The organism is Arthrobacter sp. CAN_C5, assembly GCF_017875735.1.
Classification (GTDB): domain Bacteria; phylum Actinomycetota; class Actinomycetes; order Actinomycetales; family Micrococcaceae; genus Arthrobacter_D.
In genome coordinates this window covers 3,691,815-3,709,188 of record NZ_JAGGMZ010000001.1, presented here as the reverse complement: position 1 = coordinate 3,709,188, position 17,374 = coordinate 3,691,815, and the positions used below count along the sequence as shown (strand labels likewise).

Sequence of the window (17,374 nt, the reverse complement as noted above, 5' to 3'; positions counted from 1 at the left end):
TTAACCGCCCTTTCAACCGGCCTATCAGAATCATCTGGCCCGCGCGGGGTTCCAGCCGATCGCTCCGGATCTGAGAGGCGAAGGATGGATCGAACTGCCCTTCAGCGCGATCTCGCGGACGCAGCGCGCAGCGGATGTTCTGACGCTGCTTGACTCGCTTGGTCATGACCGGGTGAAAGTGGCGAGCCACGACATGGGTGCAATCACTACGTACCAGCTCGCCCTGAACTTCCCCGACCGCGTTTCTGCCCAGGTAGTCCTCGCGGTGCCACCCCCACAACTGAAGTTTTCTCCCGACATGGCCCCGGCATGAGGCATTTTTGGCAGCGGGAGCCGGGCACTTCGTCGTCGACGAGGAGCCGGACGCCACAGCGGTGCTCATTGTGGAGTTATTCGCGTCGGTCTGACATCCGGTTCACACCCGACAGGGCACAGAAAAGCGAATGCCCCACCCTCCGCAACTGCGGAAAGCGGGGCATTCGGTGAATCGACTCAGAGGACGTCTACCTAGACGGTGTTGGGGCGGGTGTCGTCATCCTGGTTCTGGAACGGTGTTTCCTCGACCTTGGCCGGGTTGCCGCCGCTGGGGCCCGTCGATGCGGAACCAGCGGACGGTGAGGTCTTGGCGTCGTCCGCCTTGTCGCTGCGGTGCAGCGCGCCCGTGACGGTTTCCCTGGCCTTCTTGACGGCGCCGCCAGCCTGCTCCTGCACCTCGGGCATCTTGTTCTTCAGGGTCGAGGTCGTGTCTGCGACCGTCTCCTGTACCTTCGGGTTGTTCCACAGCTCATCGGCTTTGGTCTTGAGCTGCTCATAGCTTTCCCTGCCGGCACGCGAGCCGAGCACATAGCCTGCGGCCATGCCTGCTACGAATACAAGTTTGTTCTTCAAAATGGTGCTCCTGTCTGATTGTCCAAGGTGGTTGTGGAAGGCTGGTTGATCCCGATTGTCACCGAATACCGACCAAGCTCATAAGTAACCTTAGTTTATTTCCGGTGTTCCCAACAGTTCCCGCGCTGACCCTCCGCCCTCTCGTTGGCTTCAGCGACGGCCAGCGTTCAATGCCAGCTGCAGTTCGAACCGGACCTGGGGGTTCTCCAGATCTTCGCCGAACGCTTCCCTCAACTGGGTCAACCGGTAGCCCACCGTCTGGGGGTGGATCTGCAGCTCGGCAGCAATCGGAGCCCGCTGGCCCCAGTGCTTCAACCAGGACAGGAGCGTCTGCACCAGCCGTTCCCGCTGGGCAGGCCGGAAGCCGTCCAGTGGGGCCAGGCGGCGCTGGGCAAGTTCGGTGATTGCGGTGGGCTCCGCGCCAAGGATCACCTGGGCGAGGTGCTCATCAGCCCAGACCGGCGGATCAGCGGGCCCTTCCCGCGGCGGGAAGACCGTAGCGGCGAGGACCGCCAGCCGCAGCGAATCCGGTACGCGCTCCCAGCCCCCAGCAGGGCCAACAGCCGCAGACCTTCCCTGGAGGGCCTTCGACAACGCTCGACGCGTCGATGGTGTATCCCGGGTAGGAACCAGCACCACCGCATCTGTTTCCCGTTCAACCAGGAGCGAGCCGGGGTCCAGCTGCCTCCGCAATCCCGCCGCCCGGTCAAGGGGGAGGGTAACCACGGTCATCTGTGCCGGGAGCGCCCAGTCGGCGATCGACGCCGCCTGCCGCAGCGCCGCCTCATCAGCCTGCCCCAAGAGGAGTAGCTCCAGGAGTTCGGTTCGCCGTCGGTCAACGGCACCGGCGCGTTCGGACTGTTCAAACGCGTACGCCTCGGCACTGACCGCTGATAGCTCGTCAATATAGGCAAGGATTGACTCGCCCAGGTTCACCACCACATCGAGACCGAGGTTCTCCTTCATGGAGATCCTCGACATCTCCCGGAAGGTGACCCGGGCACCCATCCGATAGGCACTGAGAAGTGCGTCCATACTCCGTCCCTGACGGAATTCGCCACTGCCCAGGCCCGCCACCAGCTGGCGGCTCTCCTCCGACAGGGCGGGAAGATGGGTGCCGGGAAGCTGGAGGAAGCGTTCCAGTGCGACGGCTACCCCTCGGCGGAGCCCCCGCCCGAACCGGCCCTCGATGGGCCGGGCATAGGTGGGGACCAGTTGGGGCACCGCCTCGATGATCGCTTCAACCACCCCCGGCATCAGGGGTCGGAGTAGCCCACTGATCTCCGCCGGGAGGGCGAGCCAGGGCGGATCCAGGGCGATGTTAGCCGGGTCATCGAGGGGCATTGAGCTCATGGGTGCCTCAGAAACTGTTTCGACGGGATAGATTCGAGAGGTCAATCGTATGCCCTGCTAGGAGAAGTGTGACGGAGCATCTCCTAGACTTAAAGCATGATTCGGCTCCGTCGACTGGCTCGCGCCGCATCCGTCCTGACCACTCCTCTCACCGCTGAAGACGTTCTTGCGCTCTTCAACCCGGTGTATTCGAGCCGTCAGCTGCGTGGTGTGGTCACTAAAGTCGTGTCCGAAACCCCAGACTCGGTCACCATCGCCTTCCATCCCGGGTGGGGATGGAAGGCCCATCAGGCCGGCCAGTGGGCCCGCATCGGGGTTGAGCTGGACGGCGTCCGCCACTGGCGCTCCTATTCGCTCAGCGCCGCAGCAGGAGAAGATCCTGCGATCACCGTGACCGACGCCGGGGCGGTATCGGGTGTCCTGGTGCGGAACACCAAGCCCGGCGACATCCTGTTCCTCGCACCCCCGCAGGGTGAGTTCGTGCTCCCGGAGCACCCCCGACCACTCCTGATGCTCACCGCAGGAAGCGGCATCACCCCGGTCATGTCAATGGTGCGCACCCTGGTGCCACGCCGCCCGGACGCCGACGTCGTCCTCATCCACTCTGCCCGGACGCCCGCGGACAGTCTGTTCCTTGAGGAACTGAACGAACTGGCCGACCAGTTTTCCAACCTCCGCGTGACCCACCTGTTCACCGCCGAGCGGGGCAGGCTCGACTTCCAGTCCGACGCCGATCTCGAGTCGCTCTGCCCCGACTGGCGGGAGCGTGCGGCCTACGCCTGCGGCCCCGAAGGGTTCCTCGACGAAGCCGAGGCGCTGTGGGCTGCCCAGCCCGAGCTGACACCGGAGCATACGGCCTCCGAACGGAGCACGCTCACGATCGAGCGGTTCAGCACCAATCTGGCTGGCGGCGACGGGCACGATGGGGGACTCGTGCAATTCGAAGCCTCCGACCGCGAAGTCGAAGCGGACGGCGATACACCACTTCTCGACGTCGGAGAGGACGCCGGAGTCCTCATGCCCAGTGGATGCCGCATGGGCATCTGCCACAGTTGTCTCACCCCATTGCGTGCCGGACAGGTTCGTGATCTGCGCACTGGGGAAGTCCATGGGGAACCCGGCCAACTAATACAGACGTGCGTTTCGGCAGCAGCCGGACCCGTCAATCTGGACCTTTAAGGAGCAGCACCGCATGACCACACTGACTGAACGCACCAAGACCACGCCTGCAGTTACCCGGCCCGGGGCGCTCGCCGCAACTGGGCATCCACTGGTGCGGCCGCCGGCCGCCGCGCACCTGTCCGATGAGCAGGTCGCTGAACTGGGTCGCGAGCTGGATGCGGTCCGTGACGAGGTGCTCGCGAAGCGCGGAGCCACCGACGCCGCCTACATTCGCCGGGTCATCAAGGTGCAGCGCGGGCTGGAGATTGGTGGCCGCGCCGCCCTGTTGGTCGGACGCAACAAGGCAGCCTGGGTGGCTGGCACGGCGATGCTGAGCGTCGCCAAGATCCTCGAAAACATGGAAATCGGGCACAACGTCCTCCACGGGCAGTGGGACTGGATGCGAGATCCAGACATCCACTCCACCACCTGGGAATGGGACTTCGTCACCCCAGCTCGGTCCTGGCAGCACACCCACAACGACCTCCACCACCGCTGGACCAACGTGGTCGGCAAGGACCGCGACGTCGGATACAACCTGCTGCGTATGGACGCTGATCAGCCGTGGACCCCCTTCAACCTGGGCAACCCGCTGTACAACGCCATCCTGGCACCCGTCTTCGAATGGGGGATTGCGCTGTACGATCTGGAGCTCCCCGAGTTCAAGGAAGGGCTGAAGTCCAAGGAGGCCATGAACCGCGACCTCAAGGCCGTGGGCGTGAAGGCTGTCAAACAGTTCACCAAGGATTACGCGGCCACCCCTGCGGTCGCCATGCTCACCGGCTCCGGCAAGCAGGCGCTGTATGGCACGCTGGCCGCCAACGCCATCCGCAACGTCTGGGCGCACGCGGTGATTTTCTGCGGGCACTTCCCTGAAGGCACCGACACGTTCACCGAGGAAATGGTCGAGGGAGAAACCCGGGGCGACTGGTACGTCCGCCAGATGATTGGGTCAGCCAACATCTCCGGCTCCAAATTCATGCATCTGATGACCGGCAACCTGTCGCACCAGGTGGAGCACCACTGCTTCCCCGATCTGCCGTCCAACCGCTACGCGGAGGTTGCCGTGAAGGTCAAGGAAATCTGCAACCGCTACGGACTGCCCTACACCACCGGACCGCTGCCCAAGCAGGTTGCGTCCACCTGGGCCAAGGTGTTCAAGCTCGCGCTGCCTGACAGCGGACCCTTCTCACTGAAGAAAAAAGCCGCACCAGCGGGCGTCAGCTAAACAGTCGCCCAGAAAGCGCCCCGGTCAAGGAGAAGACCGGGGCGCTCGTGCGTTAAGTACCATTGACATGTTCATTTCGTAGCCGTGAAGATCAGGAGTTGCTTGGGTGTTGAGACCGCGTTTCGCCGCCGCTGCCGTGCTGGCGCTGGCATGTTCCCTCACCGGGTGTGTCGGCTCAACGCCCGACAGCGCCGGAACAGCGATCGAGCTTCCCGAAATAGTCACTGAGACACCCACTCCCGACGCGCCCGACGATGCGACGGACCTGGACAGCGAACCGGACACCGGCGGCGAAGCCGCGGCAACGGAGTCAGAACCAGCGGACAGCGGCTCGCCGTCACCCGGCGCCGCGGACACCACGCAGCCGGAGACCACCCTGAAGGACTGCGTCATCGTGGCGGCAGGCGTGTCCTCGATCCTGCTTGCACCCCTCAGCCTTCTGGGTGGAACTGACAGCGACAATGTCGACCGGTTGCATGAGCAGATCGACGATCTGCGGTCAATGGTTCCACCGGAGCTCACCGATGACTTCGACCGGTTGCAGGACGTTGTCCCTGCCAGTACCCAGGCCGGTGGAACCTTCGACGAAGCCGCCTACCGGGCCGCCGTCGCCCCCATCGAGGAGTGGCTCCACCAGCACTGCAGCGAGCCCATCAAATAGTTCCTTTTCACTCGCCGACTAGCGACCGTGCCTTCGTGGCGGGGTAACCGTTAGGCTGAGCACAACGAAAGGCGAGGACAGCTGATGGATGAGAGACGGACACCGCCGCCGCAGCGACGGCCGATGGATGAGCTTCCCAGGTTCCCGCATGACTCACCCTCGGGCGAGGTGGCGCTGGCGAATGACCATGAGGTTGCGACCGGCGGACGAACCACCATCGCCGACCCCGCCGTCGCGAAGGTCGCAGCTATCGCCGCACGCAAGGTCCCGGGCGTCTACAGCCTCGGTACCGGGACGGGCAGGGCGCTCGGCGCCATCCGTGACGCCGTCGGCGGCAGCGATCTCAGCCAGGGTGTGCAGGTCGAAGTTGGCGAAACCCAGGTTGCCGTGGATATCGTTCTGGTGGCTGAATACGGCCATCCCCTCACCGGCGTTGCCGACCAGGTGCGCGCCGCCGTCTACCACGGGGTGCAGGAGCTGGCGGGGCTACAGGTGATCGAGGTCAACGTCGAGATTACCGATGTTCACGTCCCGGGTTTGAATGATCCCAAAAGCCCCGACAAATCCCGCACAGCAGGTTAGGCCACATGATGACTCCCACAGCAGTTGGCATAGCGATCGGCGCCATCCTCGCCTTCACCGCCCTGATCTTCGGGTTCTGGGGCTTCCTCCTGATGACCTTGTTCCTAGCCGTCGGGGCCCTGCTCGGTCGGGTCGCTGAAGGCAAGCTGGATCTGGGTAGCGTCCGTGACGCGCTCACAGGCCGCCGCTCGTCCTCGTGAGCGGCGCACCCTCGGAATTTGCGGGACATAACCGGATCAGTACACAGGCCCTGACCAGTACCGCCCAAGCCGTTGCCGCCGACGTCTTTGGCGTACCGGCGCAACAGATCAAGGCAAGCTGGTCCGACGACCGGGGTCTGCTGGCACTCCGCCTGTCGCTGCCGATTGGCGTGCCCTCACTGACCCGTGCCGCCCGCGAGCCCTCCCTGATCAGTGGTATCGGCGGATCGATCTGGGACCGCACGCACGCCGCGAAGGCGCTCATCCTCCAGCGAGTTGCACACTTGAGTGGTTCACGGCTCAGCAGGGTCGATATCCGCATCACCGGTATCAAGCTGATTGAAGGGGGACGCACCAGGTGAGCGAACGGATGACGCAGCTGACCCAGCGGGCGGTGCGCCGTGAGCTACACTCCTCACGCGCTGCACCCTCTATCGCGGCGGCGGTCCTCATTTCCGCATTCTGCCTTTACGTGATGTTCGAGGCCGCCTTGAAGGCCACCGGGCAAAACCCGTGGCTGGTCGGCCCGGATCGGGCGGCCGGATGGCTGGGCAGCCTCTCCGACAACGTTGCGGCGGCACCGCTGGTCGGCGCCGGACTGCTGGTATTCGTCGTCGGGCTGCTGTTCTTCCTCAACGCTGTGCTCCCCGGACGCCGGGCCCGTCACACCATTCCCAACCCGCGCACCGCTATCATGGTGGACGCCGAAGTGCTCGCGTCGGCCCTGGCCCGCCGCGCGCGGGTGGCCGCCGGCGTAACAGGAGACCAGGTGATGGTGACAGTGGGACGCCGCGCCGTCGAGGTGCAGGTGCGCCCCACGTCCGGCGTACCCGTCGACGTCGAGGGTGTTCGCGGTGTCGTCGAGGACGAACTGCGGAAGACGTCCGTTGAACCGCTGCCAGTCGTCCGGGTGGCAGCCGCGCCGTCGGGGGTGATCGGCCAGTGAATAACACACCGCGGATGCTGAACCGGGTGATGTTGGGGTTGCTTGGCGCCATGCTCATGGCCGTGGGCGGGCTGACCGCACTTCAGGTGGTCCCTGCCGTGGCCCGCTGGTGGAACTCGGCCGCAGCGGATCTGGGCCGGTCGATCGATGGGCTTCTCGAACGAACCACCCTCACCGGTCAGCAGGACAGCTGGCTCTGGATTGTGGTCGCGCTGCTGATGTTGCTGATGGTCATTCTCATGGCGGTCTGGGTTGCGGCGCAGGGTCGCGGACGATCGGGAACCCTGGCGCAGGATTACGCCGACGGCGGGGACGGCGGGGAGGCTGCCGGGCGGATTATCATCAACGGCTCAGTGGCAGAGCAGGCGTTGAAGTCAGCGCTGCAGGAGCGCAGCGACCTGGTGAACGCCACCGTCACCACCTTCGAGTTCGGCGGGGAACCGGCGCTGAAGGTGAGGGTGTTCCCCCGGCCGGGCGTCTCCGCGCATGAGGTGGCAACCGAGGTCACGGAGCTGGTCGAAGCCCTCGACCTGATGGTCGGACGGCAGACGCCGGTGCTGATCAGTATCAGCGCCGGCGCCCGCACCCGTTTCACCCGGGTGGAACGGGTCCGCTAACCTGCGGACTCTGCGGACTCTGCGGACTCTGCGGACTCTGCGGCCACCAGCCACACCGACGCATCGGCAGTGAGCCGACCGCCGTCGACCGCCGCCTCACTGCTGGACAGGATCACCCGGTGGTCATTCGGAAGGTCGATCGTTTCGCCGCCCATGTTGGCGAAGACCAGGACCTCGCCATTGCGGTAGCAGAGCACCCCCTCCTGGGGGCTATTCAGGGGGGTCCACTCAAGGCGGCCCGTTCCCAGCCCATGCCTGCGGCGCAGGCCGAGGGTGCTGCGGTACAGCTCAAACGTGGAGCCGTCCACGCCCACCTGTCGGTCGGCGGCGTAGCCGGCAAAACTGGTCGGCTGCGGCAGCCAGGGGGCCGCGCCCGGTGCACTGACGGCGTCGTACACGCCGAAGCCGAAGCCCGGGGCCTCCGCCACCCAGGGCAGGGGCACGCGGCACCCGTCCCGACCGATCTCGCTTCCGCTGGTGCGGGCGTAGGTGGGGTCCTCACGGACGCCGTCGGGAAGTGTGGTGTGCTCCGGCAACCCCAACTCATCACCCTGGTAGAGGTAGGCGGAGCCGGGAAGGCCCAGCATCACCAGTGCCGCGGCACGGCCACGCGCCAGGCCGAGGGACTCATCCGGCTGCTCGTGCTGTGAGCCCAGCCCCTTGGGGAACTGGGTGGGGTCCTCCAGACCGAACCGGCTGGTGTGCCGGACGGTGTCATGGTTGGACATCACCCAGGTGCTCGGCGCGCCCACCTTTCCCGCCTCTGTCAGCGACTCGGTGATGCTGCTGGTCAGCTGGGCCGCATCCCAGCCGGCCAGCAGGAAGTCGAAGTTGAACGCCTGCTGCATCTCATCGTGCCGGACGTAGCGGAAGAGTCGTTCAGCCGGTTCAACCCAGGCTTCGGCGACCAGCATGCGGTCCCCGTCGTACTGGGCCAGCACCTTGTTCCACTCGCGGTAGATATCGTGCACGCCCGGCTGATCGAAGTAGGGCGGGGTCTTCTCGGTGCTGACACCGTCGGAGTCGGCAGGCTGGTCGGAGTGTCCGCCGTCGATCATGCGGGCCTGCTCCGCCCAGTCGGGCAGTCCCTCGGCTTTGACCATGCCGTGCGCGACGTCGATGCGGAAGCCGTCCACGCCGCGGTCCAGCCAGAACCGCAGCACCGAGACCATCTCGGCCCGCACCTCGGGGTTGTCCCAGTTCAGGTCCGGCTGCTTGGTGTCGAAGAGGTGCAGGTACCACTGGCCGTCGTCGAGCCGTGTCCAGGCGTTACCACCGAAGATTGACTGCCAGTTATTCGGTGGCAGCTCGCCTGCTGAGCCCTTGCCATCGCGGAAAATGTACCTGTCACGTTCCGGTGAGCCGACCGGCGCGGCCTTGGCGGCCTTGAACCAATCATGCTCGTCCGACGTGTGGTTTGGAACCAGATCAACGATCACCTTCATGCCGGAATCGTGGGCCTCGGCGAGCATTGAATCGAAATCGGCGAGCGTACCGAAAAGGGGGTCCACGTCGCGGTAGTCGGCGACGTCGTACCCGGCGTCCGCTTGCGGCGAGACGTAGAACGGGGACAACCAGAGTGCATCCACCCCGAGGTTCCTGAGGTAGGGGAGCCGGCTTCTGACTCCGGGCAGATCGCCCATGCCGTCGGCGTTGCCGTCCGCGAAGGACCGCGGGTAGATCTGGTAGATCACCGCGTCCGCCCACCACGGGCTCTGGGTAGCGGGTGTATCGGTCGAGCGGCCGACAACGGGTGCCGAGGCAGTCATTACTCTCCTAGGAGAAATTGGGGGAAGGGCGCGAGTCACGATTTGGTATCAAACAGTGTGACTTCTGGCAGACGTATTGTCGCAAAGTACGTAAGCGCTTACATTCATTCTATCAAACGCTGAGGCGGGGCGCTCTTTATTCGCTGCCACCGCCAGACAAAGGAGTCTTTTTCATGGCGACAATTCGCACCAAGAAAGCGCTGCTGCCGATCGCGGCACTGAGCGTACTGACACTGGCCCTATCGGCCTGCGGCGGCGGGGCAGCCGACGACAGCGAGGGTGGCGGCAACGAGCCAGCTGCTGACTGCGCGGCTTACGACACTTACGGCACCTTCGAGGACACCGAGGTGAGTGTCTACGCAACCATTGTGGACACCGAGGCTGAACTGTTAGAGAACTCCTGGGCGGACTTCTCAGAGTGCACCGGGGTGGAGGTGGTCTACGAGGGATCGAAGGAATTCGAAACCCAGATCGGAGTCCGCTCGCAGGCAGGCAACCCGCCGGACATTGCGATCTTCCCGCAGCCGGGCTTGCTCGCTGCCGAAGTAGCGGGCGGCAATGTCCTACCTGCCCCGTCCGAGGTGGAAGCCCTCGTGGACGAGAACTGGTCCGAGGACTGGAAGGGCTACGGCACAGTCGACGACGTCTTCTACGGCGCTCCCATGCTCGCGAACATCAAGGGCTATGTCTGGTACGACCCGGCAGTCTTCACAGAGATGGGATGGGAAATTCCTGAAACACTCGACGAGATGATGACCCTAACCGAAGACATCGCAGCTGACGGCACAATGAAGCCGTGGTGTGCAGGCTTCGAGTCGGGTGAGGCGACAGGCTGGCCGGGCACCGACTGGGTTGAGGACTACGTCCTCCGCCAGGCTGGTCCGGAGGTCTACGACCAGTGGGTGAATCATGAGATCCCCTTTAACGATCCGCAGATAGCCGAAGCGTTCGATTCCGTGGGCGAGATCCTGAAGAGCGAGGAGTTCGTCAATGGTGGTATTGGGGACGTGCGCTCGATCCTTTCGACACCGTTCGCTGATGCCGGCCAGCCGGTTCTCGACGGTACGTGTGCAATGCACCACCAGGCATCGTTCCAGGCCGCCAACTGGCCGGAAGGAACAACAGTTGCTGAGGACGGCGACGTTTGGGCGTTCATGACGCCAGGCGTAGAGGCAGGGAGCAGCGCAGTTACCGGCGGCGGCGAGATCATCGGCGCCTATGCCGACCGCCCCGAGGTTGTTGCGTTCCAGACCTTCATGGCCAGTGGAGAGTTCGCCAATGCACGAGTGTCCCAGGGCAGCGGAATCAGCGCCAACCTTGCGCTTGACCCATCGGTGGCAACCTCTGATTTGGACCGGCAGTCAATCGAACTGCTTCAGAGCGAAGATACGGTCTTCCGGTTCGACGCATCGGATCTGATGCCGGGTGCGGTCGGCGCTAACTCCTTCTGGAGCGGCATTGTGGAGTGGATCAACGGTACCGAGACAGAGGAAGTCCTCGACACCATCGAAGGCACCTGGCCTCAGTAGTCTCCAACCCAAACCCGGCGTCCCGTCCATCAGGCGGGACGCCGGGTTTGTCCTGACACTCTTCACACGGTGTAGTTTCGCACCGACCCTTTTCGCACCAAGGAGGCTGCGTTATGGAGGATCTTGGAAATAAGTTCCTGCAGGTGGTGGTGGCTCTTGCCATTTTCGCCGCCATTATTGGATTGATCATGCTGCTGGTCGACCGGGCGCCGAAGTCCTTCCGGGACAAGGCAACTGTCATTGGCTTCCTCGCGCCAGCAGCGATCCTTCTGGTTGTCGGGATGATCTGGCCCGCAGTCCAGACCACCCTGCTGGCGTTCACCGACCGTGACGGGAACATCAATGGGATCGATAACTTCATCTGGATGTTTACCGAATCGACTGCCCTCATCACCCTGCGCAATACGGTGCTGTGGGTGATCCTGGTTCCCCTGCTGTCATCCGGCATAGGTCTGGTGTACGCCGTATTCATCGACAAAGCTAAGGGCGAACGCACCCTGAAGGCTCTGGTCTTCATGCCGATGGCCATCTCAATGGTCGGTGCCGGCGTTATCTGGCGGTTCATGTACGCCTACAAGGGGCCGGAGCAGGACCAGATTGGGCTACTCAACCAGATTCTGGTGTGGTTCGGGGGCGAACCCCAGCAGTTCCTTCTTGATGCCCCCGGCAACACCTTCTTCCTGATCGCTGTGATGGTCTGGATCCAGGTGGGCTTCGCGATGGTGATTCTCTCGGCAGCCATCAAGGGTATTCCGATGGAGATCGTCGAAGCGGCCCGGCTCGATGGCGCGTCAGCGTGGCAGCAGTTCCGTGACATCACCATTCCCTCCATCCGCGGAGCCCTGGTGGTGGTGGTGACCACCATCACCATTATCACGCTGAAGGTCTTCGACATCGTGCGCACCATGACTGCAGGCAACTACGATACCTCAGTGATCGCCAACGAAATGTATACCCAGGCGTTCAGAGCCAACGAACCGGGCCGCGGCGCCGCGCTGGCCCTCATTCTGTTTCTGATGGTGCTCCCCGTGGTCATTTACAACGCACGAGTCCTCAAGCAGCAAAGGCAGATCCGATGAGCTCGACGCCGACCATCCCGCCGATCCCCGCTTCTCCCGGACCTGCCGACTCCCCGGCCGTGGCCCAACCGCCCATCACCCGCCGGGTGAAGCAGCGCCTGACATCTCGCGGGGCCACCATTGCGGCGATCATTATCGCCATCGTGTGGACCATTCCCACCCTGGGGCTCCTGATCTCTTCCTTCAGGCCAGAAGAGAATATTCAGCGCAACGGCTGGTGGAATGTACTGAGTGATTTCGAGTTCACCCTCGACAACTACGCGGACGTGCTGGTGTCGGGAGGTAGCCAATCCCCGAATTTGGGTCAGTACTTCGTTAACTCACTGGCGATCGTCATTCCGGCCACACTCATACCCCTCGTCATTGCGGCCATGGCTGCCTATATGTTCGCGTGGGGGAAGTTCCGGGGTAAGGACACGATGTTCGTGTTCATCTTCGCGCTGCAGATCATCCCCCTCCAGATGGCGTTGATCCCGCTGCTGAAATTGTTCGTCAACCTGCAGATCGGTGACTTCCAGCTACTCCCGTCGGGTTCCTACGCCCAGCTATGGATCGCGCACACCATCTTCGCGCTCCCCTTGGCGATCTTTCTGCTCCACAACTTCATTGCCGAGATCCCCGGAGAGGTAATCGAGGCAGCCCGGGTGGATGGGGCCGGGCACGCCACCATCTTCTGGCGGATCATCATCCCACTATCGGTTCCTGCGCTCGCCTCCTACGGCATCTTCCAATTCCTGTGGGTCTGGAACGACCTGTTGGTGGCACTGGTCTTTTCTGGAGGTACGGGCGACGTCGCCCCCATCACCCAGCGGCTGGCGGAACTCACCGGGACCCGCGGGGGCGAATGGCACCGACTAACCGCCGGCGCGTTCGTTTCGATGATCGTTCCACTGCTGGTGTTCTTCGGCCTGCAGCGGTACTTCGTCCGCGGGCTGCTGGCGGGTGGTCTGAAGGGGTGATCCGCCATGACCAGCATTGACCATGTCGCCAGGTCAATCGGGGTTTCCACCGCCACCGTCTCCCGCGCACTCCGGGGGCTGCCAGGGGTATCGGCCGACACCCGGACAAGGGTCCTCGCCGCGGCGGAGGAGCTCGGCTACGTACCGTCGTCGTCGGCTTCTGGGCTGGCCTCCGGCCGGACCATGGCGATGGGGGTGCTGTTGCCGCTGATCGAACGCTGGTACTTCTCTGCCGTGCTGGAGGGGGTGGACCGCCAGTTGCGTGCCGCCGGTTATGACCTGGTGGTGTTCAGCCTCGGCGGGACCGGCGTGAACCGGGAGCGGGTGTTCCACCGGTCGATACTCCGCAAGCGCATCGACGCGCTGCTGGTGATGTGCATGGAGCTCACCGATGATGAGCTCCAGTCGTTGCACGCGATGGAGTCGCCAACCATCGTGGTCGGCGGATCGGTCAGGGGGGTGCGCCACGTGGGGATCGACGACGACGCTGCCGCCCGCGACGCCGTCGAACACCTCATCTCGCTGGGACACACCAACATCGCCCACCTGCGGGGCGGGGGGTCCTACGGCATCGAGTTCGAGGTGCCACGGATCCGGGAGGAGGCGTATCTCGGCGCAATGGCAGCCCACGGTCTGCTGGTGCGGCCGGAATGGTCACTGTTCGGTGATTTCCGGTTCAAGCAGGGCAAAGAGGCCGCCATGACCCTCCTGCAGGATCCCACCGATCGGCCGACGGCCGTCTTCTGCTCGTCGGATGAAATGGCGTTCGGGGTCATCACCGCGGCCGCCGAGCTGGGCATCAGCATCCCGGAGCAGCTCTCGGTGGTGGGTATCGACGACCACGAGTTCGCGGAGCCGATGAACCTGACAACCATTCGTCAGCGACCGGAGGAGCAGGGTGCCTACGCGACCGATCTTCTTCTCGCCGAACTGGAGGGTGCGCCGCCGCTGGCCGTGCCTACCCCCCGGCCGCACGAACTGATCATCAGGAACTCCACGGCACCACCCGGGGGGCGTGTCAGAGGTCGCTAGACTCGGCAGATGGCTACCGAACTGATGTACCTCAACGACTTTGACGTGTTGACCCTTACCGCCCGCGTCCTGTCAGTGACCGACGAGCCGGTGAACGCTGACTCAGCGAATACCGATTCAGCCAACGAAGACGGCGACGGCCGCACCGTGGTCGTCCTGGACCGCACCTGCTTCTACCCGCGCGGCGGCGGCCAGGACTGGGACACCGGCGTGATCCGCACCCTCTCCGCCGCAGGAGCCACTGACGGGTTCACCGTGGAAGAGGTGCGGCTGGATCCCGACGGCGTGGTGCACCACATCGGGACCGGCGCGATCACTGCGGGCAGCGAGGTGTCGCTGGAGGTCGAGGCCGACCGGCGGGCAGTGAACACCAGGCTGCACTCGGCCGGACATGTGGTGGATCTGGCCGTGGAGCGCCTGGGACTCCCATGGGTTCCCGGCAAGGGCGCCCACTATCCGCATATGTCCTTCGTCGAGTACACCGCCAGCCTCGCCCCGGAGGAGGTCGACGCCGTCGTCGCGCAGGTCCAGGAGGCCGCCCGGGGTGTGATCGACGCGGGCAGCACCAACGAGATCCGGTTCATGCCGGTTTCCCAGATGGGCGGGTACTGCCGGAACGTCCCGGACAACATTCCGACTAACAAGCCGGCCCGGATCGTCCTGTACACCGCAGATTTCGGTGTCCCCTGCGGCGGCACCCATGTGGTGGACGTCCGCGACATCGGGACCCTGACCATCACCAAGATCCGGTCCAAGAAGGGCATCACCAAGGTGTCCTACGCGGTGGAGGGCATCAACTAGGACAGGGCGCGTCAGCCGGGCAGACGTCGTTGCGCAGTGCCTAGTTGGCCCGCGCCAGCTGCCGGATCGGGATCCAGCGGGACGCCAACCGCCGATATGAGGCAGCGGCACCGGTCATGTCCCCCTCGGAGAGACACTCGATGCCCAGGCGGACATCCATGGGTGATTCATCGGGAAACACCAGGTCAGCGACCGGGCCGTAGTCCAGTTCCACCACGGCGTCCAGGCGGAAGAGTTGCAGCCACTCGATGATGTCGGTCAGGTCATCGATCAGGTCGAGCTCCGGCGCGGCAATAGCCAGCGAGGCCATCGCGTGTTTGGCCCGCTCGATGCACTCGTGCACTGGCGCAGCGACGCGGACGGTGCGTACCTCCCCGCCGTCCTCGATCACCTCGGTGAGGTCATCCTCATGGATCAGGACGAACCACGAAAACGGGATCCCCCAGGTGGCCGAGCGGGTGTGCAGCTTGGCGGTGGTCTCCGCGACGGTCTCGGGGTCGAGCCGTGCCTGGTGGGCGTCGGTTGCGGCTTCGGGAAGGAGCACGTCCACCAGCGGACCGCGGATGGTCTGGCCCAGGGATTCGGCGGCCAGGGACGTGCGTACCGCCAGCTGGTTGGGGCAATAGTACTGGGTTGTGGTGCCGCTGGCGCCCGGGAAGTGCAGCACCCGGACCAGGTCCGCTCCGTGATGGGGGAAGGGGTCGGACACCTGCCGGAGGATCCGGTGCAGCGAATGGGTGCGCTCAATCCCCTCGGTGACCTTGCGCTCCCGGGAGCGCTGTTCGAGGATGACCAGCTGTTGGGCATCACTGAAAGCCTCAAGCGGCTCATAGACCCTGAGGTAGGACACGTAGGGGAAGGTGTGGCCCGTGGCGGCCGGACCGGTGGCCGCCACCAGCTACCCGAGCTCCACGATGACCGGGGCATGGTCGGATGCGCCCTTGCCCTTGCGTTCCTCGCGGTCAATCGATGCGCCTCTCACGCGTTCCGCCAGCGCAGGCGAGGCCAGCACAAAGTCGATACGCATGCCCTTCTTCTTGGGGAAGCTCAGTTGCTTGTAGTCCCAGTACGTGTACACGCCGGGTCCAGGGGTGTGGGGCCGGGCGACGTCGGTGAAGCCCGAACTTTCGAAGGCGTGGAATGCCGCACGCTCCTCGGGGCTGACATGGGTGTAGCCTTCCCGCTGAAACAGGTCGATGTCCCAGACGTCCTCATCCTGAGGGGCAATGTTCCAGTCGCCGGTGAGGGCGATCTGCGCCGACGGGTCAGCCTCGATCCAGCCGAGCGCCTTGGCCCGCAACGTGTCCAGCCAATCGATCTTGTACCGCATATGCGGGTCGTCGAGGGACCGGCCGTTGGGCACGTACAGGCTCCACACCCGGACGCCGCCGCAGGTGGCGCCGATCGCGCGTGCCTCCTGGATCGGTTCCGCGTCCTTCCCGAAGGTCGGTTGGTCCTCAAAGGTGCGTTCGACGTCGGCGAGTCCCACCCGTGACGCGATGGCGACACCGTTCCATTGGCTCAGGCCGAAATGAGCCACTTCGTAGCCGTTCGCTTCGAAGAGCTCCCAGGGGAAGTTCTCGTCCTTGCACTTGGTTTCCTGAATCGCCAGCACATCGACGTCGGAGCGGGCGAGCCAGGCCTCGACGCGGTCGGCGCGGGCTCGGAGGGAATTGACGTTCCAGGTGGCTATCTTCACAGGGAACACGTTACCAAGGACCTGGAAAGCGTCAGCTCCGCCACCAGGTGTCGAGGATGGTGACCGGCACGGTGCGCTTGTGGCGGGTGATGGCGTGACGGCGTTCGATGGCCAGCGCGGCCGCCTCGTCGATCTCCCGGCCCTGAAGATAATCGTCGATCTGATCGTAGGTGATCCCGAGTTCGTGCTCGTCGGTGCGGCCGGGCTGGAGGTCGAGCAAATCGGCCGTCGGCACCTTCGCGTAGATCTGCTCGGGCGCGCCGAGCTCCTTCAGGAGCTCCCGGTTCTGGCGTTTGTTCAGGCCGAACAGGGGGAGGATGTCCGCGCCGCCGTCTCCATACTTGGTGAAGAACCCGGTGACCGATTCGGCGCCGTGATCAGTGCCGATCACCAGCAGGTTGTGCTGCCCGGCGAGGGCGTACTGGGTGACCATCCGCGCCCGGGCCTTGATGTTTCCCTTGGTGAAGTCGGAGATGTCCTCGCCTGTCGCGGTGGCATACTCGGCCTCGAAACCGTCGACGGCCGCGGCGAGGTTGAAGGAGCGCTGGCTCTTCGGCTGGATGAACTCGAGGGCGGCCTGGGCGTCATCCTCGTCGTGCTGCTCGCGGTAGGGAAGCCGGACGGCGATGAAGTCCGCCTCGACGCCCTCAGCGGTCAGCTCGGTCACAGCCAACTGGGCGAGCCGGCCGGCGAGGGACGAATCCACTCCGCCGCTGATCCCGAGGACAAACCCGTTGGTGCCGGTGGCCCGAAGGTAGTCCTTCAGGAAGGTGACCCTGGCCCTGATCTCCGCGGCGGGGTCAATGGTGGGCTGCACACCCATTTCCTCAATGATCCTGGCTTGGTTTTTGCGCATGGGGACAGGCTACT

20 protein-coding genes are annotated in these 17,374 nt (G+C 64.4%); 14 read left to right on the top strand and 6 right to left on the bottom strand.

Annotated elements, in window-relative coordinates; genetic code table 11:
• Positions 1–34 precede the first annotated feature (34 nt).
• On the top strand, positions 35–313 hold the full coding sequence (locus H4V95_RS19050; protein ID WP_196867156.1) for an alpha/beta fold hydrolase: 279 nt from the start codon (positions 35–37) through the stop codon (positions 311–313).
• A gap of 194 nt (positions 314–507) precedes the next feature.
• Here the strand turns inward: H4V95_RS19050 and H4V95_RS17300 are convergent, their stop codons facing one another.
• Together H4V95_RS17300 and H4V95_RS17295 are read right to left on the bottom strand one after the other, a co-directional pair.
• The gene (locus tag H4V95_RS17300) at positions 508–888 is read right to left on the bottom strand and encodes a YtxH domain-containing protein (RefSeq protein WP_196867070.1); all 381 of its coding nucleotides are present in this window, start codon (positions 886–888) and stop codon (positions 508–510) included.
• 150 nt (positions 889–1,038) lie between these two features.
• Positions 1,039–2,241 carry a CdaR family transcriptional regulator gene (locus H4V95_RS17295; protein ID WP_245345762.1) on the bottom strand — a complete coding sequence of 401 codons (1,203 nt, stop codon included), beginning with the start codon at positions 2,239–2,241 and terminating at the stop codon, positions 1,039–1,041.
• Between the two features lie 96 nt (positions 2,242–2,337).
• Here H4V95_RS17295 and H4V95_RS17290 point away from each other — a divergent pair, with 96 nt between their 5' ends.
• The 8 genes from H4V95_RS17290 to H4V95_RS17255 all read left to right on the top strand — a co-directional run bounded on the left by H4V95_RS17290 (position 2,338) and on the right by H4V95_RS17255 (position 7,636).
• Positions 2,338–3,420: a ferredoxin reductase gene (locus H4V95_RS17290; RefSeq protein WP_196867071.1), complete on the top strand. Its 1,083-nt coding sequence runs from the start codon at positions 2,338–2,340 to the stop codon at positions 3,418–3,420.
• A 13-nt stretch (positions 3,421–3,433) separates the two neighbouring features.
• The gene (locus tag H4V95_RS17285) at positions 3,434–4,630 is read left to right on the top strand and encodes an acyl-CoA desaturase (protein ID WP_209731183.1); all 1,197 of its coding nucleotides are present in this window, start codon (positions 3,434–3,436) and stop codon (positions 4,628–4,630) included.
• Between the two features lie 106 nt (positions 4,631–4,736).
• A complete protein-coding gene (locus H4V95_RS17280; protein ID WP_209731182.1) occupies positions 4,737–5,291 on the top strand; it encodes a hypothetical protein in 555 nt (184 codons plus the stop codon).
• Positions 5,292–5,375: 84 nt separating this feature from the next.
• On the top strand, positions 5,376–5,873 hold the full coding sequence (locus tag H4V95_RS17275) for an Asp23/Gls24 family envelope stress response protein (protein WP_209731181.1): 498 nt from the start codon (positions 5,376–5,378) through the stop codon (positions 5,871–5,873).
• A gap of 8 nt (positions 5,874–5,881) precedes the next feature.
• A complete protein-coding gene (locus H4V95_RS17270; RefSeq protein WP_171587168.1) occupies positions 5,882–6,073 on the top strand; it encodes a DUF2273 domain-containing protein in 192 nt (63 codons plus the stop codon).
• Positions 6,070–6,435, top strand: coding sequence for a hypothetical protein (locus H4V95_RS17265; protein ID WP_209731180.1), 366 nt, complete (start codon positions 6,070–6,072; stop codon positions 6,433–6,435). Before H4V95_RS17270 ends, H4V95_RS17265 begins: the two co-directional genes overlap by 4 nt.
• Positions 6,436–6,443: 8 nt before the next feature.
• Positions 6,444–7,019: a DUF6286 domain-containing protein gene (locus tag H4V95_RS17260; protein WP_245345761.1), complete on the top strand. Its 576-nt coding sequence runs from the start codon at positions 6,444–6,446 to the stop codon at positions 7,017–7,019.
• Positions 7,016–7,636: a hypothetical protein gene (locus tag H4V95_RS17255; protein ID WP_209731178.1), complete on the top strand. Its 621-nt coding sequence runs from the start codon at positions 7,016–7,018 to the stop codon at positions 7,634–7,636. The genes H4V95_RS17260 and H4V95_RS17255 overlap by 4 nt, the downstream gene beginning before the upstream one ends.
• Here H4V95_RS17255 and H4V95_RS17250 read toward each other — a convergent pair.
• A complete protein-coding gene (locus H4V95_RS17250; RefSeq protein ID WP_209731177.1) occupies positions 7,633–9,405 on the bottom strand; it encodes a glycoside hydrolase family 13 protein in 1,773 nt (590 codons plus the stop codon). The two genes, H4V95_RS17255 and H4V95_RS17250, sit on opposite strands and share 4 nt — an antisense overlap.
• Before the next feature lie 173 nt (positions 9,406–9,578).
• On the opposite strand from H4V95_RS17250, the gene H4V95_RS17245 reads away from it, so the two are divergent.
• From H4V95_RS17245 to H4V95_RS17225, 5 genes are all read left to right on the top strand, one after another.
• Positions 9,579–10,934 carry an ABC transporter substrate-binding protein gene (locus tag H4V95_RS17245; protein ID WP_196867079.1) on the top strand — a complete coding sequence of 452 codons (1,356 nt, stop codon included), beginning with the start codon at positions 9,579–9,581 and terminating at the stop codon, positions 10,932–10,934.
• A 113-nt stretch (positions 10,935–11,047) separates the two neighbouring features.
• Complete coding sequence (locus H4V95_RS17240; protein ID WP_026551855.1) at positions 11,048–12,013, top strand: carbohydrate ABC transporter permease; 966 nt, start codon at positions 11,048–11,050, stop codon at positions 12,011–12,013.
• On the top strand, positions 12,010–12,972 hold the full coding sequence (locus H4V95_RS17235) for a carbohydrate ABC transporter permease (RefSeq protein WP_196867080.1): 963 nt from the start codon (positions 12,010–12,012) through the stop codon (positions 12,970–12,972). Before H4V95_RS17240 ends, H4V95_RS17235 begins: the two co-directional genes overlap by 4 nt.
• Positions 12,973–12,978: 6 nt before the next feature.
• Entirely contained in the window at positions 12,979–14,004 is a 1,026-nt protein-coding gene (locus H4V95_RS17230; protein WP_196867081.1) for a LacI family DNA-binding transcriptional regulator, read from the top strand.
• A gap of 9 nt (positions 14,005–14,013) precedes the next feature.
• The gene (locus H4V95_RS17225) at positions 14,014–14,805 is read left to right on the top strand and encodes an alanine--tRNA ligase-related protein (protein WP_196867082.1); all 792 of its coding nucleotides are present in this window, start codon (positions 14,014–14,016) and stop codon (positions 14,803–14,805) included.
• A gap of 40 nt (positions 14,806–14,845) precedes the next feature.
• Here the strand turns inward: H4V95_RS17225 and H4V95_RS17220 are convergent, their stop codons facing one another.
• The 3 genes from H4V95_RS17220 to nadE are packed head-to-tail and all read right to left on the bottom strand — an operon-like array spanning position 14,846 to position 17,360.
• Positions 14,846–15,700: a hypothetical protein gene (locus H4V95_RS17220; RefSeq protein ID WP_209731176.1), complete on the bottom strand. Its 855-nt coding sequence runs from the start codon at positions 15,698–15,700 to the stop codon at positions 14,846–14,848.
• 3 nt (positions 15,701–15,703) lie between these two features.
• The gene (locus H4V95_RS17215) at positions 15,704–16,504 is read right to left on the bottom strand and encodes an exodeoxyribonuclease III (RefSeq protein ID WP_209731175.1); all 801 of its coding nucleotides are present in this window, start codon (positions 16,502–16,504) and stop codon (positions 15,704–15,706) included.
• Between the two features lie 31 nt (positions 16,505–16,535).
• The gene (nadE, locus tag H4V95_RS17210; RefSeq protein ID WP_209731174.1) at positions 16,536–17,360 is read right to left on the bottom strand and encodes an ammonia-dependent NAD(+) synthetase; all 825 of its coding nucleotides are present in this window, start codon (positions 17,358–17,360) and stop codon (positions 16,536–16,538) included.
• Between the last annotated feature and the right edge of the window lie 14 nt (positions 17,361–17,374).